Source organism: Flavobacterium sp. CECT 9288, assembly GCF_918731615.1.
In the GTDB taxonomy this organism is placed as follows: domain Bacteria; phylum Bacteroidota; class Bacteroidia; order Flavobacteriales; family Flavobacteriaceae; genus Flavobacterium.
The window spans coordinates 2,241,526-2,261,453 of the sequence record NZ_OU957226.1; the positions used below are offsets into that span (position 1 = coordinate 2,241,526).

Genomic DNA, 19,928 nt, shown 5'->3' on the forward strand with positions numbered 1-19,928 from the left:
GAAATGAAAAAAAAGATCGTAATTGCGCTACTAGCGATAGCCTCATTGTATTCCTGTAAAAATGATCATTCCAATTTACCTGATGGATTGTATGCTCAAATTGAAACTAACAAAGGGGAGATTATTGTACAACTGGATTTTGAAAAAGCACCTATAACCGTTGCAAACTATGTGGCACTTGCCGAAGGAAAAAATGAGTTTGTAACGAATGAAAATTTAAAAAAGAAACCTTTTTTTGATGGTTTAAAATTTCATAGAGTCATTGCTGATTTTATGATACAAACCGGAGATCCACTAGGAACCGGTTCAGGCGATACAGGATATAAATTTAAGGATGAATTCAATGACTTACGATTTGATAAAGGTGGAGTTCTAGCTATGGCCAATAACGGACCTATGACCAATAGCAGCCAATTTTTTATCACACATCTTGCAACCCCTTGGCTAGACGGAAAGCATACCATTTTTGGTCATGTGGTAGAAAAAGGTATGGAAGTTGTCAATAAAATTCAACAAGATGATTACATCAAATCTGTAACGATCATTAGAAATGGTGAAGCTGCTAAGAAATTTAATGCGGTAAAAGTTTTTACCGACTATTTTGCAGTAGAGTCTGAAAATCAAAAGAAAAAAGCCGCTATTGAAGCTGAAAACAAGCGCGTTTATAATGAAAAATACAAAGTGGTAAGAGAGCAAAAAGTAGCAAGTTTTGCTGTATTGAAATCAAAAGCTACAACAACCCCTTCCGGTTTACAATATGTAATTACTAAAAAAAGCGGAGGTAAAAAACCATCTAATGGCACTCCTGTTTTTATACACTATGCGGGATTTCTTGAAGATGGAGAGCTTTTTGATGCAAGTATAGAGAGTGTTTCAAAAGCATTTGGAAAATACGATGAAAACAGAGCAGCTCAAAATGGATATCAACCTATTCCTTTTCAAGCAGGAAGAAAAGATGGCATGATTCCTGGTTTCATTGAAGGAATAGAACAATTATCTTTTGGAGACAAGGCTGTAATTTTTATTCCGTCCCGTTTGGGATATGGTGCTGCTGGTGCAGGAGGAGTTATACCGCCAAACGCCAATATTATTTTTGAAATTGAACTTTTAGAAAAAAATTAATTTACATAAAATTATAGAAGATGAAATTTAAATATCTGTTTTTACTACTTCTGGGATGTATTACTATCCAAGCTCAAACTGGAAAAAAAATAACACCAGTAAAAAAACCAAGTACTACAGCAAAGGCAGTTGTAAAAAAACCAACTGAAGCAGAAGGTATCTTTGTAACTATTGCAACTAATAAAGGAAACATAGAATTAGAACTTGCGTACCAAAAAACACCAGTGACAGTTGCAAATTTTATAGCACTTGCCGAAGGAAAAAATACATTTGTAAAACCCGAAAACCTAAAAGGCAAACCTTTTTTTGATGGGTTAAAATTTCACCGCGTTATCAAAGATTTCATGATTCAAGGTGGTGATCCTTCTGGAAATGGATCAGGTGGTCCAGGATATGCTTTTAAAGATGAAATTACTGATTTAAAGCATAATAAACCAGGAATCTTATCTATGGCAAATGCTGGACCTGCAACAAATGGAAGCCAATTTTTTATTACACATAAAGAAACGCCTTGGTTAGATGGTAAACATACTGTTTTTGGTCATGTAACCTCTGGAATGGAAATTGTAAACGCTATTGCGCAAGATGATGTGATTACAAAAGTAACCGTGGTTAGAAAAGGGGCTTTGGCAAAGAAATTTGATGCTGTAAAAGTAATTTCAGATTATTTTAATTTCAAAACTGAAGATCAAAAAAAGATTGAGGCTGTTAAAGCTGCAAAGAAAACTTACCTATCTACAATAAAAGCTACAGCTACTACCACTCCATCTGGATTAGCTTACAAGATAGTTGAAAATGGAACAGGTGTAAAACCAGCTAATGGAGCTACATTTTATTTTAATTACGCAGGCTATTTTGAAGATGGTTCTTTATTTGACAGCAGTTATGAGAATGTGAATAAAGCCTACGGTAAGTATGATGAAAGAAGAGCGGCTCAAAACGGATACAAAGCATTTCCATTTGTAGCAGGGAAAAAAGACGGTATGATTGCTGGCTTTATTGAGGGTCTTGAAAACATGGGTTTTGGGGATAAAGCAGTTGTTTTTATACCTTCAAATTTGGCTTATGGTGAACGTGGTGCTAATGGAGTGATACCGCCAAATACCATGCTTATTTTTGAATTAGAAATGCTTGAAAAAGAACCCATAAAATAAATTAAAATCAAAAAAAAAACACCGATGATATCTTAAATTTCATCGGTGTTTTTTTATTACTCTATTTTTTCCCGAATTTCCAATCAAATTCATCTTTTTGATTGATAATTGCTCCCAATTCAAATTTTACAACCTCATCAAATTCAGTTTGAAAAATCATCCAGTTTTCTTCGTTAAAATAATTCTCAAAAGTATCAAATTCCTCTTGAGTAAATTTAGTTATAGACTTGCTAACTAAATCTTTTTTCACATCACTAATTTTTTTATTGATAATTTTGTTACCAAAAAGCTCAAGTTCTGGGCTTGATGCAACAATGTATCCTAATTTAAAATCTTCTTCAACATAAAAAGTCAAACGCATTTTTAAAGAGTTGTATGCATAAATAATATTGTCATCCTCGTCTTTATAATTTCGGTTTGGTTTTCCGTAAATAGCGGTAACATCATTTTGTTTCATTCCAAAAATGAGTTTATCAATTCCGTTTTTTGTATTTATTTTCATTCGTTTTACTTTAAAATTAAAATAGTGATGCAAAGATACTTCATTATTAGAAAATCAATCAGGACTATTGAGGTTTTAATCTCTATTTATTTCCATAAAAAGAACTTTAGTCATCAAGTTATACAGATTTAAATTTATAAAATAACAAGAATACTATTCCATAGAATTGTTTAAAGAAAGATAGTAATAAAACAGAGTTGCGTGTCATTGTACTCATTTATTTCTTACTTTTAAACTCCAAAAAACAATATCTTATAATTAAATTTTCTCTATGAAAACAAACAAGTTGCTCCTGTATTGCTTAGTAGTTTTTAGTGCAATCAATACCTACTCCCAAAAAAAAGATTCAAAAGAATTTAAAGTTGATTTTGAAAAATTCACTTTAGACAATGGCTTACAAGTCATTTTGCATATTGATAAATCAGATCCTGTTGTTGCTGTTGCATTAACTAGTCACGTAGGTTCTGCAAGAGAAATACAAGGAAGAACTGGATTTGCACATTTATTTGAGCATTTACTTTTCCTTGAATCTGAAAATTTAGGAAAAGGAGGGCTTGATAAAATGAGTGCTCGCATAGGCGGAGAGGGTGCAAATGGATCTACTAGCCGAGATAGAACCAATTATTTTCAAACTGTACCAAAAGATGCACTTGAAAAAATGATTTGGGCTGAAGCAGATAAGCTTGGTTTTTTTATCAACACCGTAACAGAACCCGTTCTTGCTAAAGAAAAACAAGTTGTAAAAAATGAAAAAAGACAAAGTTATGACAACAGGCCTTATGGTCATAATTTCTCTGTGATATCAAAAAATTTATATCCGTCTACTCATCCTTACAACTGGGATGTAATAGGATCTCTTGAAGATTTACAGAACGCAACATTAGATGATGTTAAGAATTTTTACAAGCGCTGGTATGTCCCTAACAATGTCACACTAACAATTGCAGGAGATATTGATGTAAACCAAACCAAAATTTGGGTAGAAAAATATTTTGGCGAAATAAAACGTGGCGACGCTATCCCAAAAATGGAAAAACAAGCTGTTGTTTTACCTGCTACCAAAAAACTGTACTACGAAGACAATTTTGCAAAACTTCCACAACTTACTCTTACATGGCCATCAGTTTATGAATACCATCCAGACAGCTATGCCCTAGAAGTTCTTGCCAATTATCTTTCAAAAGGTAAAAAAGCTCCTTTGTACAAAACCTTAGTAGAAGATAAAAAAATTACTGACGCAGCAGATGTTTTTCAGTACAACTCTGAAATAGCAGGACAATACATGCTTAGCGTTACCGCTTTTGATAAAACAAATTTAAATGAGGTCATGAATGGTGTCAACGAAGCTTTTTCAAAATTTGAAACTGAAGGTATTTCGCAACAAGATTTAGATAGGATTAAAGCAGGACAAGAAACTGCCTTTTATAACAATTTATCAAGTGTTTTAGGAAAAGGATTTCAACTTGCACAATACGAGATATTTGCTGGAACACCAGAATATATTAATCAAGATGTCAAAAATATATTAGCTGTTACCCGTGATGATGTAATGCGCGTGTATAAAAAATACATTCAAAACAAACCATTTGTAGCAACTAGTTTTGTTCCAAAAGGAGAAAAAAATTTAATTTTAGATGGCTCCATATTGGCCGATGTAGTTGAAGAAAAAATCATTGAAGGCAAAGAAGACTCTTTTGATGCAAGTATAGCTGCTACTTATGAAAAAACTCCTTCGAAATTTGACCGAAGCATTGAACCAGCATACGGCGCTAGTCCAGATGTAATTTTACCAGTTGTTTGGAAAGATAAAATGCCATCAGGAATGTCTATATTAGGAATTGAAAATTACGAAGTGCCATTAGTACAATTTCAATTGCAAATTAAAGGAGGCTTATTGCTAGAAAATTCAGAAAAAATTGGAGTTTCAAACATGCTTGCCGAGCTTATGACCAAAGGAACCGCAAATAAAACACCTGAACAATTAGAAAATGCTATTGAGAGTCTTGGTGCTTCTATAAAAGCAACAGCAAGTGATGAAGCTATTTCAATTTACGGCACCACACTAGCAAAAAACTATACCGCTACTATGGCATTAGTACAAGAAATTTTATTACAACCACGATGGGATACCAAAGAATTTGAACTTATAAAACAAAGTACACTGAGTCAAATAATGCAGCAAAAAGCAGATCCTAATTATATTGCTCGAATTGAGTTTAAAAAATTACTTTTTGGCACATCTATTTTATCTAATAATCGTATTGGATCTGAAAAAACCGTTAGTTCAATTACTATAGATGACTTGAAAAACTATTTCACTACGAATATGCCTCCTTCAAATGTTAATTTTCATGTAGTTGGAGCCGTGAATAAAAACAGTGTTTCAAACTCCTTAAAAATAATAAGTAAAAATTGGAGTACTAAAAATATTGTTATTCCAACAAATGCCAATACAACAGCTATTTCAAGCTCACAAGTCTATTTTTATGATGTTCCAGGAGCTAAACAATCTGTAATAAGAATTGGCTATCCAGCTCTTGCTGCTACTGACTCGGACTATTATCCCGCTCAAATTTTAAATTACCGCTTGGGAGGAGGCAGTTTTGCCTCACAATTAACACAAGAATTACGTGAAGGAAAAGGATACACATATGGTATTAGCTCCATGTTTATGGGATCTGTAAATAAAGGATTTTTTGCAGTATCGAGTGGTGTTCGTTCTAATGTTACATTTGAATCTGTTGCATTAGTTAAAGATATTTTACAAAAATACGGTGCTAATTTCAATGCAAATGATCTCGATGTTACTAAAAGTTATTTGATCAAAAGTAATGCTAGAGCTTTTGAAACATTATCATCAAAACTTGAAATGCTCTATGACATTAGTAATTACAGTTACACGGATGATTACGCAAAAAAACAAGAAAATATTGTAAAAAATATTACAATAGATGATATAAAAACGCTTGCGAAAAAATATTTAGATCCAAATAAAATGATTTATCTCATTGTAGGTGATGCTGAAACGCAATTGAAAAAATTAGAACAATTAGGTTTTGGCACACCAAAATTAATTAACAGCCCAAAACCAAATTAATAAATCAGCAGTATTACAAAACAAAAAATAATTTTTCTGATTCACCAGCTACGTAAAAGTAGCATTTCGAATCAGAAAAATTATTTTTATATAAGGTGAGATTAAGAGGTTTCTCTACTCATTCATTTCATCATAACGTACAGGAACTTGTGGGTCATACAAAGAACATTTAAATTCCTCCAATGTGTCTGAGAGTAAGTTCATAGTTTTTCCATCAGTACCATAGCAATCAATTAAAATACTTTGAGAAGTTGATTTTACTTGAAACGCACCTGTTCCATTTGGATTCTTCCAGCTGTTTTCGTCTACTTTTTCCCAACCTGAAAAAACGGATGACAATCTATTCCAAATTACAGTCACAGGCAATTCCTCTAGTCCTTCAACAAATTGCTCCTCAAGCAATGCCTCATAAACTAAATGATGATTTAAATAAATTCCTTCTTGATATTTCCAAAAGATTAATTCGTACATAAATTATTTTTAATATTCAAAAGTTCCATATTCACTTTTTATGGTAAGCTTTTTTGTTCCAGAATCTTCTACTCTACCTACAATTTGTGCATCAACATCGAATGATTTTGAAATCGCAATGATATCTTGTGCAACTGCCTCAGAGACATAAAGCTCCATTCGATGGCCGCAGTTGAAAACCTGATACATTTCTTTCCAATCGGTTTTAGATTGTTCTTGAATTAATTGGAACAATGGTGGTACAGGAAATAAATTATCCTTTATAATGTGTAAATTGTTTACAAAATGTAAAATTTTGGTTTGGGCACCACCGCTACAATGTACCATACCATGTATTTCATTTGACGAATATGTATCTAAAATTTTCTTGATGATAGGTGCATACGTTCGCGTAGGCGAAAGCACCAATTGTCCTGCATCTATAGGCGAATTTGCAACTGCATCTGTTAATTTTACTTGGCCCGAATAAATCAGTGCTTCTGGAACTGCAGCATCAAAACTCTCAGGATATTTTGTCGCTAAATATTTTTCGAAAACATCATGACGGGCTGATGTAAGTCCGTTACTTCCCATTCCGCCATTGTAACTTTTTTCATAAGTTGCTTGACCAAAAGAAGCTAAACCTACAATAACATCGCCCGCTTTAATATTAGCATTATCAATTACTTTTGAACGCTTCATGCGCGCTGTAACCGTTGAATCTACAATTATAGTGCGCACAATATCACCTACATCAGCCGTTTCACCACCTGTAGAATGAATAGTTACACCATAAGAATCAAGCTCTTTTATTAACTCCTCGGTACCTTTAATAATTGCTGAAATTACTTCGGCTGGAATTAGATTTTTATTTCTTCCAATGGTTGATGAAAGTAAAATATTATCGGTTGCCCCTACACACAATAAGTCATCAATATTCATTATTAATGCATCTTGAGCAATACCTTTCCATACAGAAAGATCACCGGTTTCTTTCCAATACATGTAGGCCAATGAAGATTTAGTACCTGCTCCATCAGCATGCATAATCAGGCAATACTCCTTGTCTTGTGTTAAATAATCGGGTACAATTTTGCAGAAAGCTTGTGGAAATAAGCCTTTATCAATGTTTTTAATGGCGTTGTGCACATCTTCTTTAGATGCCGAAACACCGCGAAGTGCATACCTTTTTGAAGTATCTGAACTCATTTAATTTAGTTGTGAAGCCTGCTTTTAGGCAGTTAGTTGTGGCGCAAAGATACTAATTTGATTTAGGAATAAGGAACTTGATTTTAGGATTTATTGCACTATTTTTGAAGGATTAAAATCTCTACTCTTCTATTAGCTGCACGTTGTATTTCGTTTTTTTCTGGTAATGTAAAGATAGGTTTATTGCTACCATAACCTTTGTATGCCAATCTCCTTTGTTGAATTCCATTTTTAATTAAATAATCATGAACCGATTTTGCGCGACGATTGGATAACTTCACATCATTTGGATCTGGATTACAGCAAATATGACCGTGAATTTCAATATTTAAACTGAGTTGACTCCTCATAATTTGTAACAGCTCATCCAAATTCACCATTGAGGAATTGACCATAACCTCTGAGTTAAATTTAAAATTTATATTTTGCAAAGTAACAAAATCACCTACTTTAGCTTGTTGAATTTGTGAAATTAAGGTGTTGTTATCATTATTGTTTTTTGGGGATTTAGATAGATCTGCAACCCCACTTTGATTTAATTTACTTACGAATACTTCTTGAACTTTAGAATTAGATTTTTTTTGATAATATACAATTACTTTCCTATTGATAAATTCTTGTGTTGCTCCTAAAAAATCTTCTCCAATATTAACAATAACTAGAGTACTATCTAATAAAAAATTGTTACGTATTAAGTGCTTTTGCACGTTTACAGCGCGCCTAAGTGCTAATTGCTTATTGTACTGATTTGATGCAGTACTATCACAATATCCTTCAATTTTAATCACATTAACTTCTTTATTTTTATCCAACCATTTTTGAAAAACTCTTTGCGAATGAACATTAGGTTGATCTTGGTCTAAATCAAAATACAGTATATGTTTCTCCTGAGAATTCATTTTGAAACACAGTAATAAAAAAAGTACAATACTCCTCATTATTCTTTGTTAAATATTTGATACCTATTTATGCAACCCTTTTTGATTCTAGTTTTCATGATAATTTTTCTTTAATGTAATAAAATACGTGATTTAATAAACTTATAACTAAACGCAAAAAAGCATCTAATTCGTACTAATTAGATGCTTTTTTTAAATCATTAATTTTATTTATTCCCAATCAGGCATACTTGCATTAGAAAACAACAGCGTTCGAGATCCTCCTACATTATTTGTTGCAGGGGTATATTTTATAATATTTTTAATAGATAAACCATCGTTTGAGGTATTCATCAAAATTAACTCTGCTTCATTGGGGGCATATCTCACATCTAAATCTAAGGTTCCCAATGGTTTTTCTAAACCAATGTCAGTTATTAAATTTGAACTTAAGGTACACTGAAAAACTTTTGTATCCAGTTGTCTGTAATTCGCATCCTCAAAGCCTGAAACATCTCTGGTAAAGAGTAATCGCTGACCATTTACTGAGAAATTCAGCCCTCCAGTAGCACCTTGTGTACCAGATAGAACTTGATTAATAACTGTACCTATGGCATTAATCACAAAGATTTCAGTATTGTAGCCGCTTGCATCGTTTACTTTCAAGGCAATTTTTGTTCCGTCGTTGCTCCAATCACATTCTGAAATGAATTTTCCATTTGTTGTTTGATAAATTTTGGTCAAGCCACTGCCATCAGCATTAATTTTATACAATTTGTCAAAATAAGGATAGATTAATTGACTGCCTGAGGCGTTCCACGAGAAATTGATAAAGTCCGAGTTAAATCCAGCAATAGGAATAGAGTTAGTGACTTTAAGTATTCCAGATCCATCTGGATTCATAGTATACAAGTGATTTTGTGCACCACTTGATCGTATAAAAGCAATTTTATTTGATGAAATATTTTTTCTTGGTCTCCAACTATTAGTATTCGATGTTGTAATTTGGACGCTTTTCCCGGTCTCATCGCCAGAAAAAATTACATTATTGTCACTTATTTTTCTAACAAATAAAAACCTTGCGTTTGGAAATCCAATCGTTGTAAAAGTTTGCACCGGACTTAGTACTGGAGGATTGATTCCATCGGATACTGAAACTTGCCAAAAATACTTCGTGTTATATGCTAAATCTTTCAACAAGTACATACTGGCAGCAATATCTTTGTACACTGTAACCTCATTGCTCGTGTTTTTCCTCAATATAATTTCATACTTCAGGACGTCTTTATCCGGATCTGTAGCTGAGAAATTTAAATTTAATTCTATAGGCTGATCTACAGCATTGTCCATGGGCGAAGTTAATACCGTAGCAGTAGGAGGTCTATTGTTGGATGTTGATAGCTTTAGCTCAAATACAATATTTGTTATTTGATCTCTGTTGACCTTTGCAGGTTCAAATTTTGCCAAATAACCTTCCTTTTGCGCTTCTAGAGAATAATCTCCCACCTTTACATTTGTAAGAACAAATTTACCTGCTTCATCTGTAAAAACGATACTTGTACTGGGACTAGAAAACACTTTGACATTAGCTAAAGGTTTAAAATCAATGGCACTGACAATTTTCCCTTCGATAGTCCCGAATTCGTCTCCAGCTAATTTTTCTTCACTGCATGAACTCAAAAAAAACACAAAAAAAAGAGCTTGTATAAGATGGTTAATTTTCATTGTTAAGGTATTATAGTTGAATGAATAGCTCATGGTAATGTTCTTATTTCGATATGTTTTTTGAAACAGTATTTTTTTTGCTATTAAAAAAATAATACGTGAGTCCAAAACCAAAGCGATAATAAAAATCATCACGCACTCCTCTTATTTGATAGTCAATGTTGTCACTAAAGTTTAGATTATGTTCGCCATAAAGTTTGATTCCTATGGCATTTGAAACCATATATTCTAATCCTAGTCCATATTGAGCTTTAGTATGCTTGTTTTCGAAATTTTTGTTTACTCCAAAGCCACCACCCGCAAATAGATAGGGTGACAATTTATCCTTTGGTAAAACGATAAATTCAAGATTAAGATCAAATGTTGCATAACCTACATCTAAAAGATCTTTATTAGCTAATTTAATGACATTAGTAGAAGCACTGACATTGAACGACGGAGTAAAATAGTATTTTAAGGCACCACGACCCATGGGGCGAAACATGGCGTTAGGGTAATCGCCATCCATTAGTGCAGCACCACCCGTTAATTCCATTGCGAAACGAGATCTTCTTTCTTGTAGTTTCCTGCCATAAATTGCCGTAGTAGCAGCATCTGAATTTTCTTTTTCATACTTCGTTAGGATTGCGTCAACCTCTGATTTAGGTACATCAGCATCCCAAATTTTTTCTTTGATTCCTTCTAAGACTAAAGTCGCAACTGCTTTTTCGATAGCCTCTGTAACGGCCATTTGCACAGGCTCGTTGGTTGTATATCCCGTTTCTACTTCTAATAATCTTTTGAAATTGACATACTTAAAAAGACTTTGATCTATTGCTTGAGATAAAATTGTTTTTGAAATATAAACTGATTTTAAAATCTTACCATTTGCCGTAGATACCATTCTTAAATAAACAGTTACACGATCTTGTCTGTATTTAATAGATCCACCAGTACCGAAATAACGCGCTCCAAACCCGCCAGTAATTATATTAGAGTCATAGGAAATAATTCCACCTTCCAGTAGAACACCCGCGTATAATAAAGGTGTAATTTGCGGTACATTAGGATCAACATCTTTGGAATATTCTTGCCGTGTAGATCGAATAAGGTTACGTTCTTGCAATAAATTACCAATATTTTCTCTTTCGATGGGAATAAACCATTTTGAATCTTCAAGCGCTTTAATTAAAATTGATGTAGCCCCTTGGGTTACGGCTGTACTAAAATTGCTACCATTTTCAGTAGCTTTGTACTGTCCAGTTTGGTCTCGAAATTTATAAAGTCCAACTACTATGGGCTCTTTAGGCTTGGGTAACTCTTTCAAGAGTGTTGTAGCTGGAGTATTTTCTCCAATTACTGCCTTTTCTACACCAGTAGGTTGATTGTAATATGCTCCACAACTGGAAATTAAAATAAAAATAAGTAAGGGTACACATTTTAATGTATTCATATTATCGATTTGGGATGATTACTTGTGTTTGTTCACCTGTTTTAGTATCTAAGATATCTACAGTTAATCCTCCAGACGAAGGATACACCTCAACAGAAAGACTACCAAAAGTATAGGAACCTATTTTAATACCATCATTACCAAATTGTTGCTTGAACAAGGAGCTCGAAACTTGACTTAAAAGTAACGAGTTTAAACTTGATGTAAACCGCTCGAGTTCCGTTTGAGCAGGTTGCGAAATTGATTTGTCTGTAAACTTATTTTGGGACTCCGCCGAGCTTGCTAACCATTGATAATTAAATGTATCCCCCCCAAAAGCGGGATTTTTAGGTTTGTAAACTAAGTCCTGTGCTATTACGGATTGAAAACCAAAAAAAACGATTGTTAAGACATATAATAATCTCATAAGTTAGTGGATAAAATTAATACTGAGTAAAATATTTGTTTTGCTTTTCTAAATTCTTAAGGTGTAAATACGTGGCATAAATAGCTTGTTCACCCATTTCATTTAAATATTCTTCATCTGGACGCGCTAAAAATTCATATATAATATCATTCTCTATCGTGATTACTATCTTGGTATTCCTACCAAAACTAAATTCCTCTGTTAAAACGACTATTTTTTTGGCATTAATTTTATACTCATTATAGAGATAGAAATACAAATCATAAAAATCTTTACCTACTTTAGTCTTCGTTTCATTTGAAATAATTCCTATTATTTCAAAACCGTCAGCTGGAATATTAGCTACGTTATCTTTTTTTTTTTTGAGCATTCAGCACAACTCGATCTTTTCCTATTAACTGCTTATTTTCATTATAAAAAAGTAGTAAAACAATAACCTCATCTGTATTGCCCAAATTGACTTCTGTTGTAGACAGATTTTTATTTTCACTTGGATTTAAAGAAAAAATTCCTTCTTGAACATTATTTGACTGATTATCATTTACAGTATTTTTTTTAATTACTGATAATTTATAGGATAAACTCTGTAAGCCATCCGATAAATTTTCGGCAGTACCAATTATTTTTATATTGGTTTCCGTTTTATCAATTACTATTTTTGCTTTTACAACTGTGTTTGTTGTTTGGGAATAAGATGTACAACCCAAAAACAAAAAAATATAAAATGAGAAATTAAAGAATAATCTTTTCATAATTTTGAATTATTGATCAATAGTACAGTAGCCCCATTACCTGACTGAATAATTTTTAAATCTCGTGATATTGAATTGGAACCAAAACTATTGATAGTTAAATTGTTCCCTTTTTGTACAAATTCATTTTTGACATGATATCTACTGTATGTGGCAAAATCGTAAATAGTATTATTATCACCTAGCTGTAATACTTTTTGTTCAATTGATAGTGCTTGTTTATTCAACAAGATCGTATTATTGTTTCCTTTTTGTAACACTGATACAGCAGTAGTATTTGATCTTAATACCGCATTAAAAGTATTGTACTCCCCAATCTGTTGCATTTGCACAGTATTATCAAAAGCTTGTTGCTTAACAGTTGCATTTCCTGATAAGTTAGCTGTGGATAGATATAAAGGACCTTCATTATCCCCCACTATAGCTATATCTATGGTTTTACCTTGAGAAGTTTCTGTTCCTTGAGCAGAAATGAGCTGCAACGAAAATAACACAGCAATGACAAAACAGAGTACTCGAATTTTCATACTATTGCTTTTTAATTAAAAAAAAAGATGGAGCAGCTACAAAGCTGCTCCAATCTTCATGATTGCTCAATTAGTTACTTTGAATCACACTAGATACATTGTAGTTCCCTTGTTGAGAAACAGTATTGATGTTTCCTGAACTAAATCCTGTTTGCATTGTTGTAGAAGTATTTGATTTTCCTTCTTGCAAAATATTATCTAGATTTTTGAATCCATTTTGTGTAGTTAACGCAATGTTTTCTTTACCATATTGATAATGATTAGCCACATTTCTTTCAGTTAACGACGTAGCTTTACCAATACTGTTTTGGTTAATAGTTGATTTGTTTTTGTCACCACCTTGACTCGTATAAGCTAGATTGAAATTGCCGTTTTGAGTTTGAGTAGCTTCGTTGTCTCCATGTGGAGTCATTGGTATAGCTGACGTAAGTGGCACCATAAGTGAAAAAGTCCCAACAGCAGGAATAGGATTATTTCCTGAAGTCCCTTGATCAATAGTGGCTTTGTTATTATTGCCCGTTTGTGTTTGGGTAGCATCATCATCACCAAATAATGAGCCTGTTGCTACTTGAACTTCATCTTGCCAAATCGTGGCATCGTTTTTATCTCCAACTTGTTTTTGGGTAGCTTTGTTATCCCAATTGTTTTGAGAGATGTAAGCACGGTTGTCGTCCCCTTTTTGATCAACATCAGCGATGTTCTTTGCTGAAGCGTTAGCAGAAGACACAAACATTTGCCCTGGAAGTACTCCTTGATACACAAAAGCATCATTGTTGCTTATTGTTTGCTTAATCTTAGAACTTTGTGATGTTCCAATTTGATGTACCGCCGCATTTTGAGAAGTTCCTGTTTGACCTACCAAACTTGAATTAGCTCCAGCTGTTGGACCTGGTTGCGCGTAAGATGCTGCTCCTACAAATAGCATCGCGGAGATGCTTAAAACTACTTTTTTCATAATAAATATATTTAATTGGTTGTTAATACAAATTATTATGTAGGTACAAAAAAGTGATTTGGGGATCTTCTTTTTAAGAAATCAAATGTAATTTCAAAACTTATTTTTTTTACTTTTTGATTTCCACATGTCAAAGATAGAGAAGCATTTCAAAATCAACCCCCGTATAAACACCTGTTTTACAGACATTTAAATACAAATCCGATTAAGGGTTCATATAAATCGATGAAATACACCAATTAAAAAAGAACACATAGATATTTTTGAAAAATTATTTTTTTTATGTTTCAAATTTTAAAAAAAAATGAAATAGACATATTTAAAAGTATATTGATCGTAATTTATTCATAAACAAAATTTAATGCTTTTTTGATTGTATTCTTGCATTTTTCAGCTTGAAAAAAAATATCAAAGGTTTATACATCATAAGAATAAAAAAATGCCTCTCTAAAACAGAGAGGCATTTTCTTATCATGTGGACTTACTTTGCAATTAAGAATATGTTATAAACTTTAATTTACTTAGTAAATAACAATTCTCGATATTTAGTCAAGGTCCAAATTTCGTTATCAACTAGTAACTCTAGTTTATCACAATGATTTCTAATAATCTCAAAATAAGGTTTTACTTTATTACAATACGCTTCGGCCATTTCCTGAGCGTTTGTTAGTGTATTTGCTTTTCTTCTTTCATCTGTCATTTCTTCAACTTTTGAATTTATTCCTTCAATATGTCCCGAAATTTCTTTGATAAGATTAATTTGCTCCTTAGCAATAGTTTCAAAATCAGCACCAAATATATCTTTCAATCCTTTTACATTAGCAATTAATGTGTTTTGGTATTTAATAGCTGTTGGTATCACATGGTTTTTAGAGATATCACCTAAAACCCTTCCTTCTATTTGTATTTTTTTAGTGTATTCCTCTAATTCAATCTCATAACGTGCTTCGACTTCAACATGATTCATGATGTTTAACTCTGAAAACAAATCTAGAGACTGCTTTGAAATTCTAGCTTTTAAAGCTTCGGGCGTAGTTTTAAAATTACTTAAACCGCGTTTTTTTGCTTCAACTTCCCATTCTTCGCTATAACCGTCTCCTTCAAAAAGAATTTTTTTAGATTGCTTGATATACTCTCTCAAGACATTAAAAATAGCATCATCTTTTTTCATGTCTTTCGAGTCAATTAAGGCATCTACCTCAACTTTAAAGTCTCTCAATTGTTTAGCAACAATAGCGTTTAATGTTGTCATGGCATTAGAGCAATTTGCAGTTGAACCTACAGCTCTAAATTCAAATTTATTTCCTGTAAAAGCAAAAGGTGAGGTTCTATTTCTATCTGTATTGTCAAGAAGTACATCTGGAATTTTCCCTACTACGTTCAATTTTAAATCTGTTTTTTCCTCTGGTGATAATTTTCCAGCAGTTACTCCTTCTAGTTCTGCTAATACTTTTGTAAGTTGTTCTCCAATAAATACCGATATAATGGCTGGAGGAGCTTCATTGGCGCCAAGCCTATGATCATTACTAGCTGAAGCAATAGCTGCTCTTAGTAAAGACTCATTATCATTAACAGCTTTAATAGTATTGATAAAAAATGTTAAAAACTGTAAATTACTCATAGGAGTTTTACTTGGACTCAACAGGTTAACGCCAGTATCAGTAGCCAAAGACCAGTTGTTGTGCTTACCTGAACCGTTAACACCTTTAAAAGGTTTTTCATGAAATAATACTTTTAAGTCATGACGTTCGGCTACTTTTTGCATCACATCCATCAACAAACAATTGTGATCAACCGCTAAGTTGGTTTCTTCAAAAATGGGAGCCAATTCAAATTGATTAGGAGCAACTTCATTATGACGGGTTTTTACTGGAATTCCAAGGAGCATACACTCTTGCTCCAAGTCTCTCATGTACGTAAGCGCACGTGTAGGAATTGATCCAAAATAGTGATCATCAAGCTGTTGACCTTTTGCAGAAGTGTGTCCAAGAAGTGTTCTTCCAGTCATGATTAAATCGGGACGAGAATTGGCTAATGCACTATCAACCAAAAAGTATTCTTGTTCCCAACCCAAAGTGGCGGTCACTTTTTTCACATTTTTATCAAAATATTTACAAACTTCTGTTGCTGCTTCATCCATAACCATAAGCGCACGCAAAAGCGGTGTTTTATAATCTAAAGCTTCACCCGTGTACGAAATAAAAACAGTAGGTATGCAAAGAGTTGTTCCAAAGATAAACGCTGGAGATGTAGGATCCCAAGCAGTGTATCCTCTGGCTTCAAATGTATTTCTGATTCCTCCATTTGGAAAACTGGAAGCATCAGGTTCTTGTTGAACTAATTGTGCACCACCAAATTTTTCAACAGGATCACTCCCGTCATGAGATGTTTCAAAAAAAGCGTCGTGTTTTTCAGCAGTTGTTCCTGTAAGCGGCTGAAACCAATGTGTATAATGGGTTACTCCTTTTGCAAGTGCCCATTCTTTCATCCCCATAGCAATGTAATCTGCTAATTTACGGTCAATTTTGGTTCCGTGTTGTACCGCACTTTGAATTCCTTTTAAAGCATCCGAAGTTAGATATTGCTTCATTGCCTTTTCATTAAAGACATTTGAACCAAAAATAATTGATTTTCTACCTGTTTCATCAAATTGAACGGGCTTTCTAGTCGATGCTTCTCTTAAAGCTTGAAAACGTAATGTTGGCATGTTTCGTTTTTTTAAAATTAGTTTAAATCCAATAGATCAAAATCAAATATACTCAATAATTGCATAAAAAATAAAAGGAAGTACTTTATGAATTTACATAATTAAGCCCTGCAAAAATACATATTTTTTAATTCACCCCCTATAAAAATACCGTTTTTAAAAATATTATATCATTTAAAATAAAAAACACCCCCATTTTTACACTATTTAAAAAAATATTTTACTTTTGTGCCAGCAATTTTACGAAGTAAATCTATAAAGACATGGCAAAAATTAAATTAGAGTACATTTGGTTAGATGGATATGAACCAACACAAAACCTTAGAAGTAAAACTAAAGTTGAAGAGCACGAAAATTTTCAAGGAACTCTTGCAGAAATAGGAAACTGGTCATTTGACGGTTCCTCTACAAGACAAGCCGAAGGTGGTTCGTCTGATTGTTTATTGGTACCAGTAGCAATCTATCCTGATCCTACTCGTATTAATGGATATCTTGTTATGACCGAAGTTATGAATGCAGATGGTACTCCTCATGCTTCAAACGGAAGAGCAACTATAGATGATGATGGTGATTTTTGGTTTGGTTTTGAACAAGAGTACTTTATCATGGATACCAAAACTTTATTGCCTTTGGGTTTCCCAATTGGCGGTTATCCAGCACCACAAGGAATGTACTATTGCTCAGTAGGTGGAAAAAACACCCACGGAAGAGCACTTGTTGAAGAACATGCAGACCTTTGTATAGCAGCTGGAATCAACTTTGAGGGAATAAATCAAGAAGTGGCTTGTGGCCAATGGGAATTTCAATTGTTTGCTCAAGGTGCTAAAAAAGCAGGAGACGAAATTTGGGTAGCACGTTACTTATTAGATCGTTTGACTGAAAAATACGGCTACTATATTGAATACCATCCAAAACCTCTAGGAGATACAGATTGGAATGGATCTGGAATGCATGCTAACTTCTCTAACGAAGTTTTAAGAACATGTGGTTCTCAAGAAATTTATGAAAAAATATGTGAAGCTTTTAGACCAGTAACAGCTGAACACATTGCAGTATATGGTGCTTACAACGACTTGCGTTTAACAGGTAAGCACGAAACAGCTTCAATTCACGATTTCTCTTATGGAGTTTCAGACAGAGGTTGCTCAATACGTATTCCTTTAATGACTGTTCAAAAAGGATGGAAAGGATGGCTTGAAGACCGTAGACCAGCTTCAAACGGTGACCCATATAAAATTGCTGCTAGAATTATACAAACAGTAAACTCTGCTTTGTAATTTTGAATACTATATTTTTTGAATCAAAATGCCTTCCTTAACGAAGGCATTTTTTTCACACCAATTTCAAAGAGTTACTGCCCTCAACTTTATTTTCAATAATCTTCTTGATTCAAGATTCTCGAAGTATCTTTGCGCTACATTTTAAAATAACTTTTATGATTGTTTGGATCTCTTTCTTAGTAGCAGTTCTAATTTTTCTAGCATTAGACTTGGGAGTATTTAATAAAAACCCACATATCATTAGCTCAAAAGAAGCTGGGAAATGGACCGCAATATGGGTTACATTGTCGTTTTTGTTTTCTGGAGTAGTATACTGGTTGTACTCAACAAATTACATAGCAAATCCGGACGCATTAAAACCAAGTGCTGCTGCAATGAAATTTATTACGGGTTACTTAATAGAGTTGTCATTAAGTATTGACAATATATTTGTGATTGCCATAATTTTTGCTGCTTTTAAAATTCCACAAAAATACCAGCACCGCGTTTTGTTTTGGGGTATATTAGGTGCCATTATTTTTAGAGGTTTAATGATTTTCTTTGGTGTTATGCTTATCAATAAGTTCACCTGGATGACTTACATCTTTGGTTTGTTTCTTATTTATACCGCTGCAAAAATGCTTTTTAGCGGAGAGGATGAACAATTTCAACCTAAAAAATCTTTTGTTTACAAGGCATTAAAAAAAGTCATTCCAATTTCTAATCACATAGACAAAGAACATTTTTTTGTAAAAAGAAGACATATTACAGCTGCAACCCCCTTGTTTGTTGCACTAATTGTTATTGAAGTTATGGACGTTGTTTTTGCTATAGATAGCGTACCTGCTATTCTTGCCATTACAAATGATCCTTTTCTGGTTTTTAGTTCTAATATTTTTGCTATATTAGGATTGCGATCTATGTACTTTTTCTTAGCCAACATGTTAGCTAAATTCAGCTATCTAGAATACAGTCTTATTGCTATTTTAAGCTTTGTAGGACTTAAAATGTTGTTGCACGATTTTATAAAACTACCAGAATGGGCTTCACTAGCTTTTATTGCTCTTGCACTTCTAATTGGTATTGGAGTTTCATTATACAAAAACAAAGAAACCGAAGTATAAAACATTATTTGTTGATCATAAAAAAAAGGACATCTTTCGATTTCCTTTTTTTTATGAATGTAATTTAAATTACAATGTGATCTTTTTAACATCGCTTTGCTGTACTTTTAGGGCTGACATGACGGCGTTAATATCATTCTTATTTACTGTTTTCGCAAATCCATCAGGAATGATTACTATTTTAAAAGTCTGGTTTATAGTCCAATCTGATGATAAAGTATTCAAATTAAAATTCGATGTTAAAAACACATTCACATTGAACCTAGTGTAATCAAAGTTATAATCTAGCTCTCTGCCGTTATCTAAGTAATACGTTTGAGGCATCAACCTCCACACATCATCACCATTAACTACATCAAATAAATGATATACTAAAACCGAATCAAATGAACCTATTGGTCTATCAAAATCTATGATTCTACTATAATTATTTACAGACCCAAACGAGGTTGTTACTTCAAAAACTTCAGTCCTTGGACCGTCTTCGTATACTTCTGTAACTTCGCAACTTTGTAGTGTCATCATCCCGATGAATACTAAAAATAGAGTAATATTTTTCATGGTTATATAAATTTTAGTTGTTATTTTTAATTCTATTCACGAACTGTGCCAAACTTTATTATACAAAT

18 protein-coding genes are annotated in these 19,928 nt (G+C 33.1%); 5 read left to right on the plus strand and 13 right to left on the minus strand.

Annotated elements, in window-relative coordinates; all coding sequences use genetic code 11:
• Window positions 1-3: 3 nt before the first annotated feature.
• Together LQ189_RS09910 and LQ189_RS09915 are read left to right on the plus strand one after the other, a co-directional pair.
• Window positions 4-1,122 (plus strand): peptidylprolyl isomerase, encoded by a 1,119-nt coding sequence (locus LQ189_RS09910; RefSeq protein WP_230156314.1) that lies wholly within the window; start codon window positions 4-6, stop codon window positions 1,120-1,122.
• 20 nt (window positions 1,123-1,142) lie between these two features.
• The gene (locus LQ189_RS09915; RefSeq protein ID WP_086453236.1) at window positions 1,143-2,276 is read left to right on the plus strand and encodes a peptidylprolyl isomerase; all 1,134 of its coding nucleotides are present in this window, start codon (window positions 1,143-1,145) and stop codon (window positions 2,274-2,276) included.
• A gap of 61 nt (window positions 2,277-2,337) precedes the next feature.
• Here LQ189_RS09915 and LQ189_RS09920 read toward each other — a convergent pair whose 3' ends face one another.
• Window positions 2,338-2,778, minus strand: a complete 441-nt coding sequence (locus LQ189_RS09920) for a hypothetical protein (RefSeq protein ID WP_086453237.1) — start codon at window positions 2,776-2,778, stop codon at window positions 2,338-2,340.
• A 271-nt stretch (window positions 2,779-3,049) separates the two neighbouring features.
• Between LQ189_RS09920 and LQ189_RS09925 the strand changes: the two genes are divergently transcribed.
• Window positions 3,050-5,875, plus strand: a complete 2,826-nt coding sequence (locus LQ189_RS09925; protein ID WP_230156315.1) for a pitrilysin family protein — start codon at window positions 3,050-3,052, stop codon at window positions 5,873-5,875.
• A gap of 114 nt (window positions 5,876-5,989) precedes the next feature.
• On the opposite strand, the gene LQ189_RS09930 is transcribed toward LQ189_RS09925, so the two are convergent.
• The 11 genes from LQ189_RS09930 to LQ189_RS09980 all read right to left on the minus strand — a co-directional run bounded on the left by LQ189_RS09930 (window position 5,990) and on the right by LQ189_RS09980 (window position 16,916).
• Window positions 5,990-6,346: a hypothetical protein gene (locus tag LQ189_RS09930; protein ID WP_230156318.1), complete on the minus strand. Its 357-nt coding sequence runs from the start codon at window positions 6,344-6,346 to the stop codon at window positions 5,990-5,992.
• A gap of 9 nt (window positions 6,347-6,355) precedes the next feature.
• Window positions 6,356-7,534, minus strand: a complete 1,179-nt coding sequence (locus LQ189_RS09935) for an AIR synthase related protein (protein WP_230156320.1) — start codon at window positions 7,532-7,534, stop codon at window positions 6,356-6,358.
• 98 nt (window positions 7,535-7,632) lie between these two features.
• Window positions 7,633-8,433 (minus strand): OmpA family protein, encoded by an 801-nt coding sequence (locus LQ189_RS09940; protein WP_230156322.1) that lies wholly within the window; start codon window positions 8,431-8,433, stop codon window positions 7,633-7,635.
• Window positions 8,434-8,643: 210 nt separating this feature from the next.
• A complete protein-coding gene (locus tag LQ189_RS09945) occupies window positions 8,644-10,137 on the minus strand; it encodes a carboxypeptidase-like regulatory domain-containing protein (protein ID WP_230156324.1) in 1,494 nt (497 codons plus the stop codon).
• Between the two features lie 43 nt (window positions 10,138-10,180).
• Window positions 10,181-11,569, minus strand: coding sequence for a CsgG/HfaB family protein (locus tag LQ189_RS09950; protein ID WP_230156326.1), 1,389 nt, complete (start codon window positions 11,567-11,569; stop codon window positions 10,181-10,183).
• Window position 11,570: 1 nt separating this feature from the next.
• A complete protein-coding gene (locus LQ189_RS09955; RefSeq protein WP_144892858.1) occupies window positions 11,571-11,975 on the minus strand; it encodes a curli assembly protein CsgF in 405 nt (134 codons plus the stop codon).
• 16 nt (window positions 11,976-11,991) lie between these two features.
• On the minus strand, window positions 11,992-12,345 hold the full coding sequence (locus LQ189_RS09960) for a curli production assembly/transport protein CsgE (RefSeq protein WP_230156328.1): 354 nt from the start codon (window positions 12,343-12,345) through the stop codon (window positions 11,992-11,994).
• Window positions 12,323-12,727 (minus strand): hypothetical protein, encoded by a 405-nt coding sequence (locus tag LQ189_RS09965; RefSeq protein WP_230156330.1) that lies wholly within the window; start codon window positions 12,725-12,727, stop codon window positions 12,323-12,325. The genes LQ189_RS09960 and LQ189_RS09965 overlap by 23 nt, the downstream gene beginning before the upstream one ends.
• Window positions 12,724-13,254, minus strand: coding sequence for a hypothetical protein (locus LQ189_RS09970; RefSeq protein WP_230156332.1), 531 nt, complete (start codon window positions 13,252-13,254; stop codon window positions 12,724-12,726). The genes LQ189_RS09965 and LQ189_RS09970 overlap by 4 nt, the downstream gene beginning before the upstream one ends.
• A gap of 70 nt (window positions 13,255-13,324) precedes the next feature.
• Window positions 13,325-14,209 (minus strand): hypothetical protein, encoded by an 885-nt coding sequence (locus tag LQ189_RS09975; RefSeq protein ID WP_230156333.1) that lies wholly within the window; start codon window positions 14,207-14,209, stop codon window positions 13,325-13,327.
• Between the two features lie 517 nt (window positions 14,210-14,726).
• Window positions 14,727-16,916 (minus strand): glutamine synthetase III, encoded by a 2,190-nt coding sequence (locus LQ189_RS09980; RefSeq protein WP_144892866.1) that lies wholly within the window; start codon window positions 16,914-16,916, stop codon window positions 14,727-14,729.
• A gap of 263 nt (window positions 16,917-17,179) precedes the next feature.
• Here LQ189_RS09980 and LQ189_RS09985 point away from each other — a divergent pair, with 263 nt between their 5' ends.
• Both LQ189_RS09985 and LQ189_RS09990 read left to right on the plus strand, forming a co-directional pair.
• Entirely contained in the window at window positions 17,180-18,193 is a 1,014-nt protein-coding gene (locus tag LQ189_RS09985) for a glutamine synthetase beta-grasp domain-containing protein (protein WP_144892868.1), read from the plus strand.
• 158 nt (window positions 18,194-18,351) lie between these two features.
• Window positions 18,352-19,299: a TerC family protein gene (locus LQ189_RS09990; RefSeq protein WP_230156335.1), complete on the plus strand. Its 948-nt coding sequence runs from the start codon at window positions 18,352-18,354 to the stop codon at window positions 19,297-19,299.
• A 69-nt stretch (window positions 19,300-19,368) separates the two neighbouring features.
• Here LQ189_RS09990 and LQ189_RS09995 read toward each other — a convergent pair whose 3' ends face one another.
• A complete protein-coding gene (locus LQ189_RS09995) occupies window positions 19,369-19,860 on the minus strand; it encodes a hypothetical protein (RefSeq protein WP_086455126.1) in 492 nt (163 codons plus the stop codon).
• Window positions 19,861-19,928: the final 68 nt, after the last annotated feature.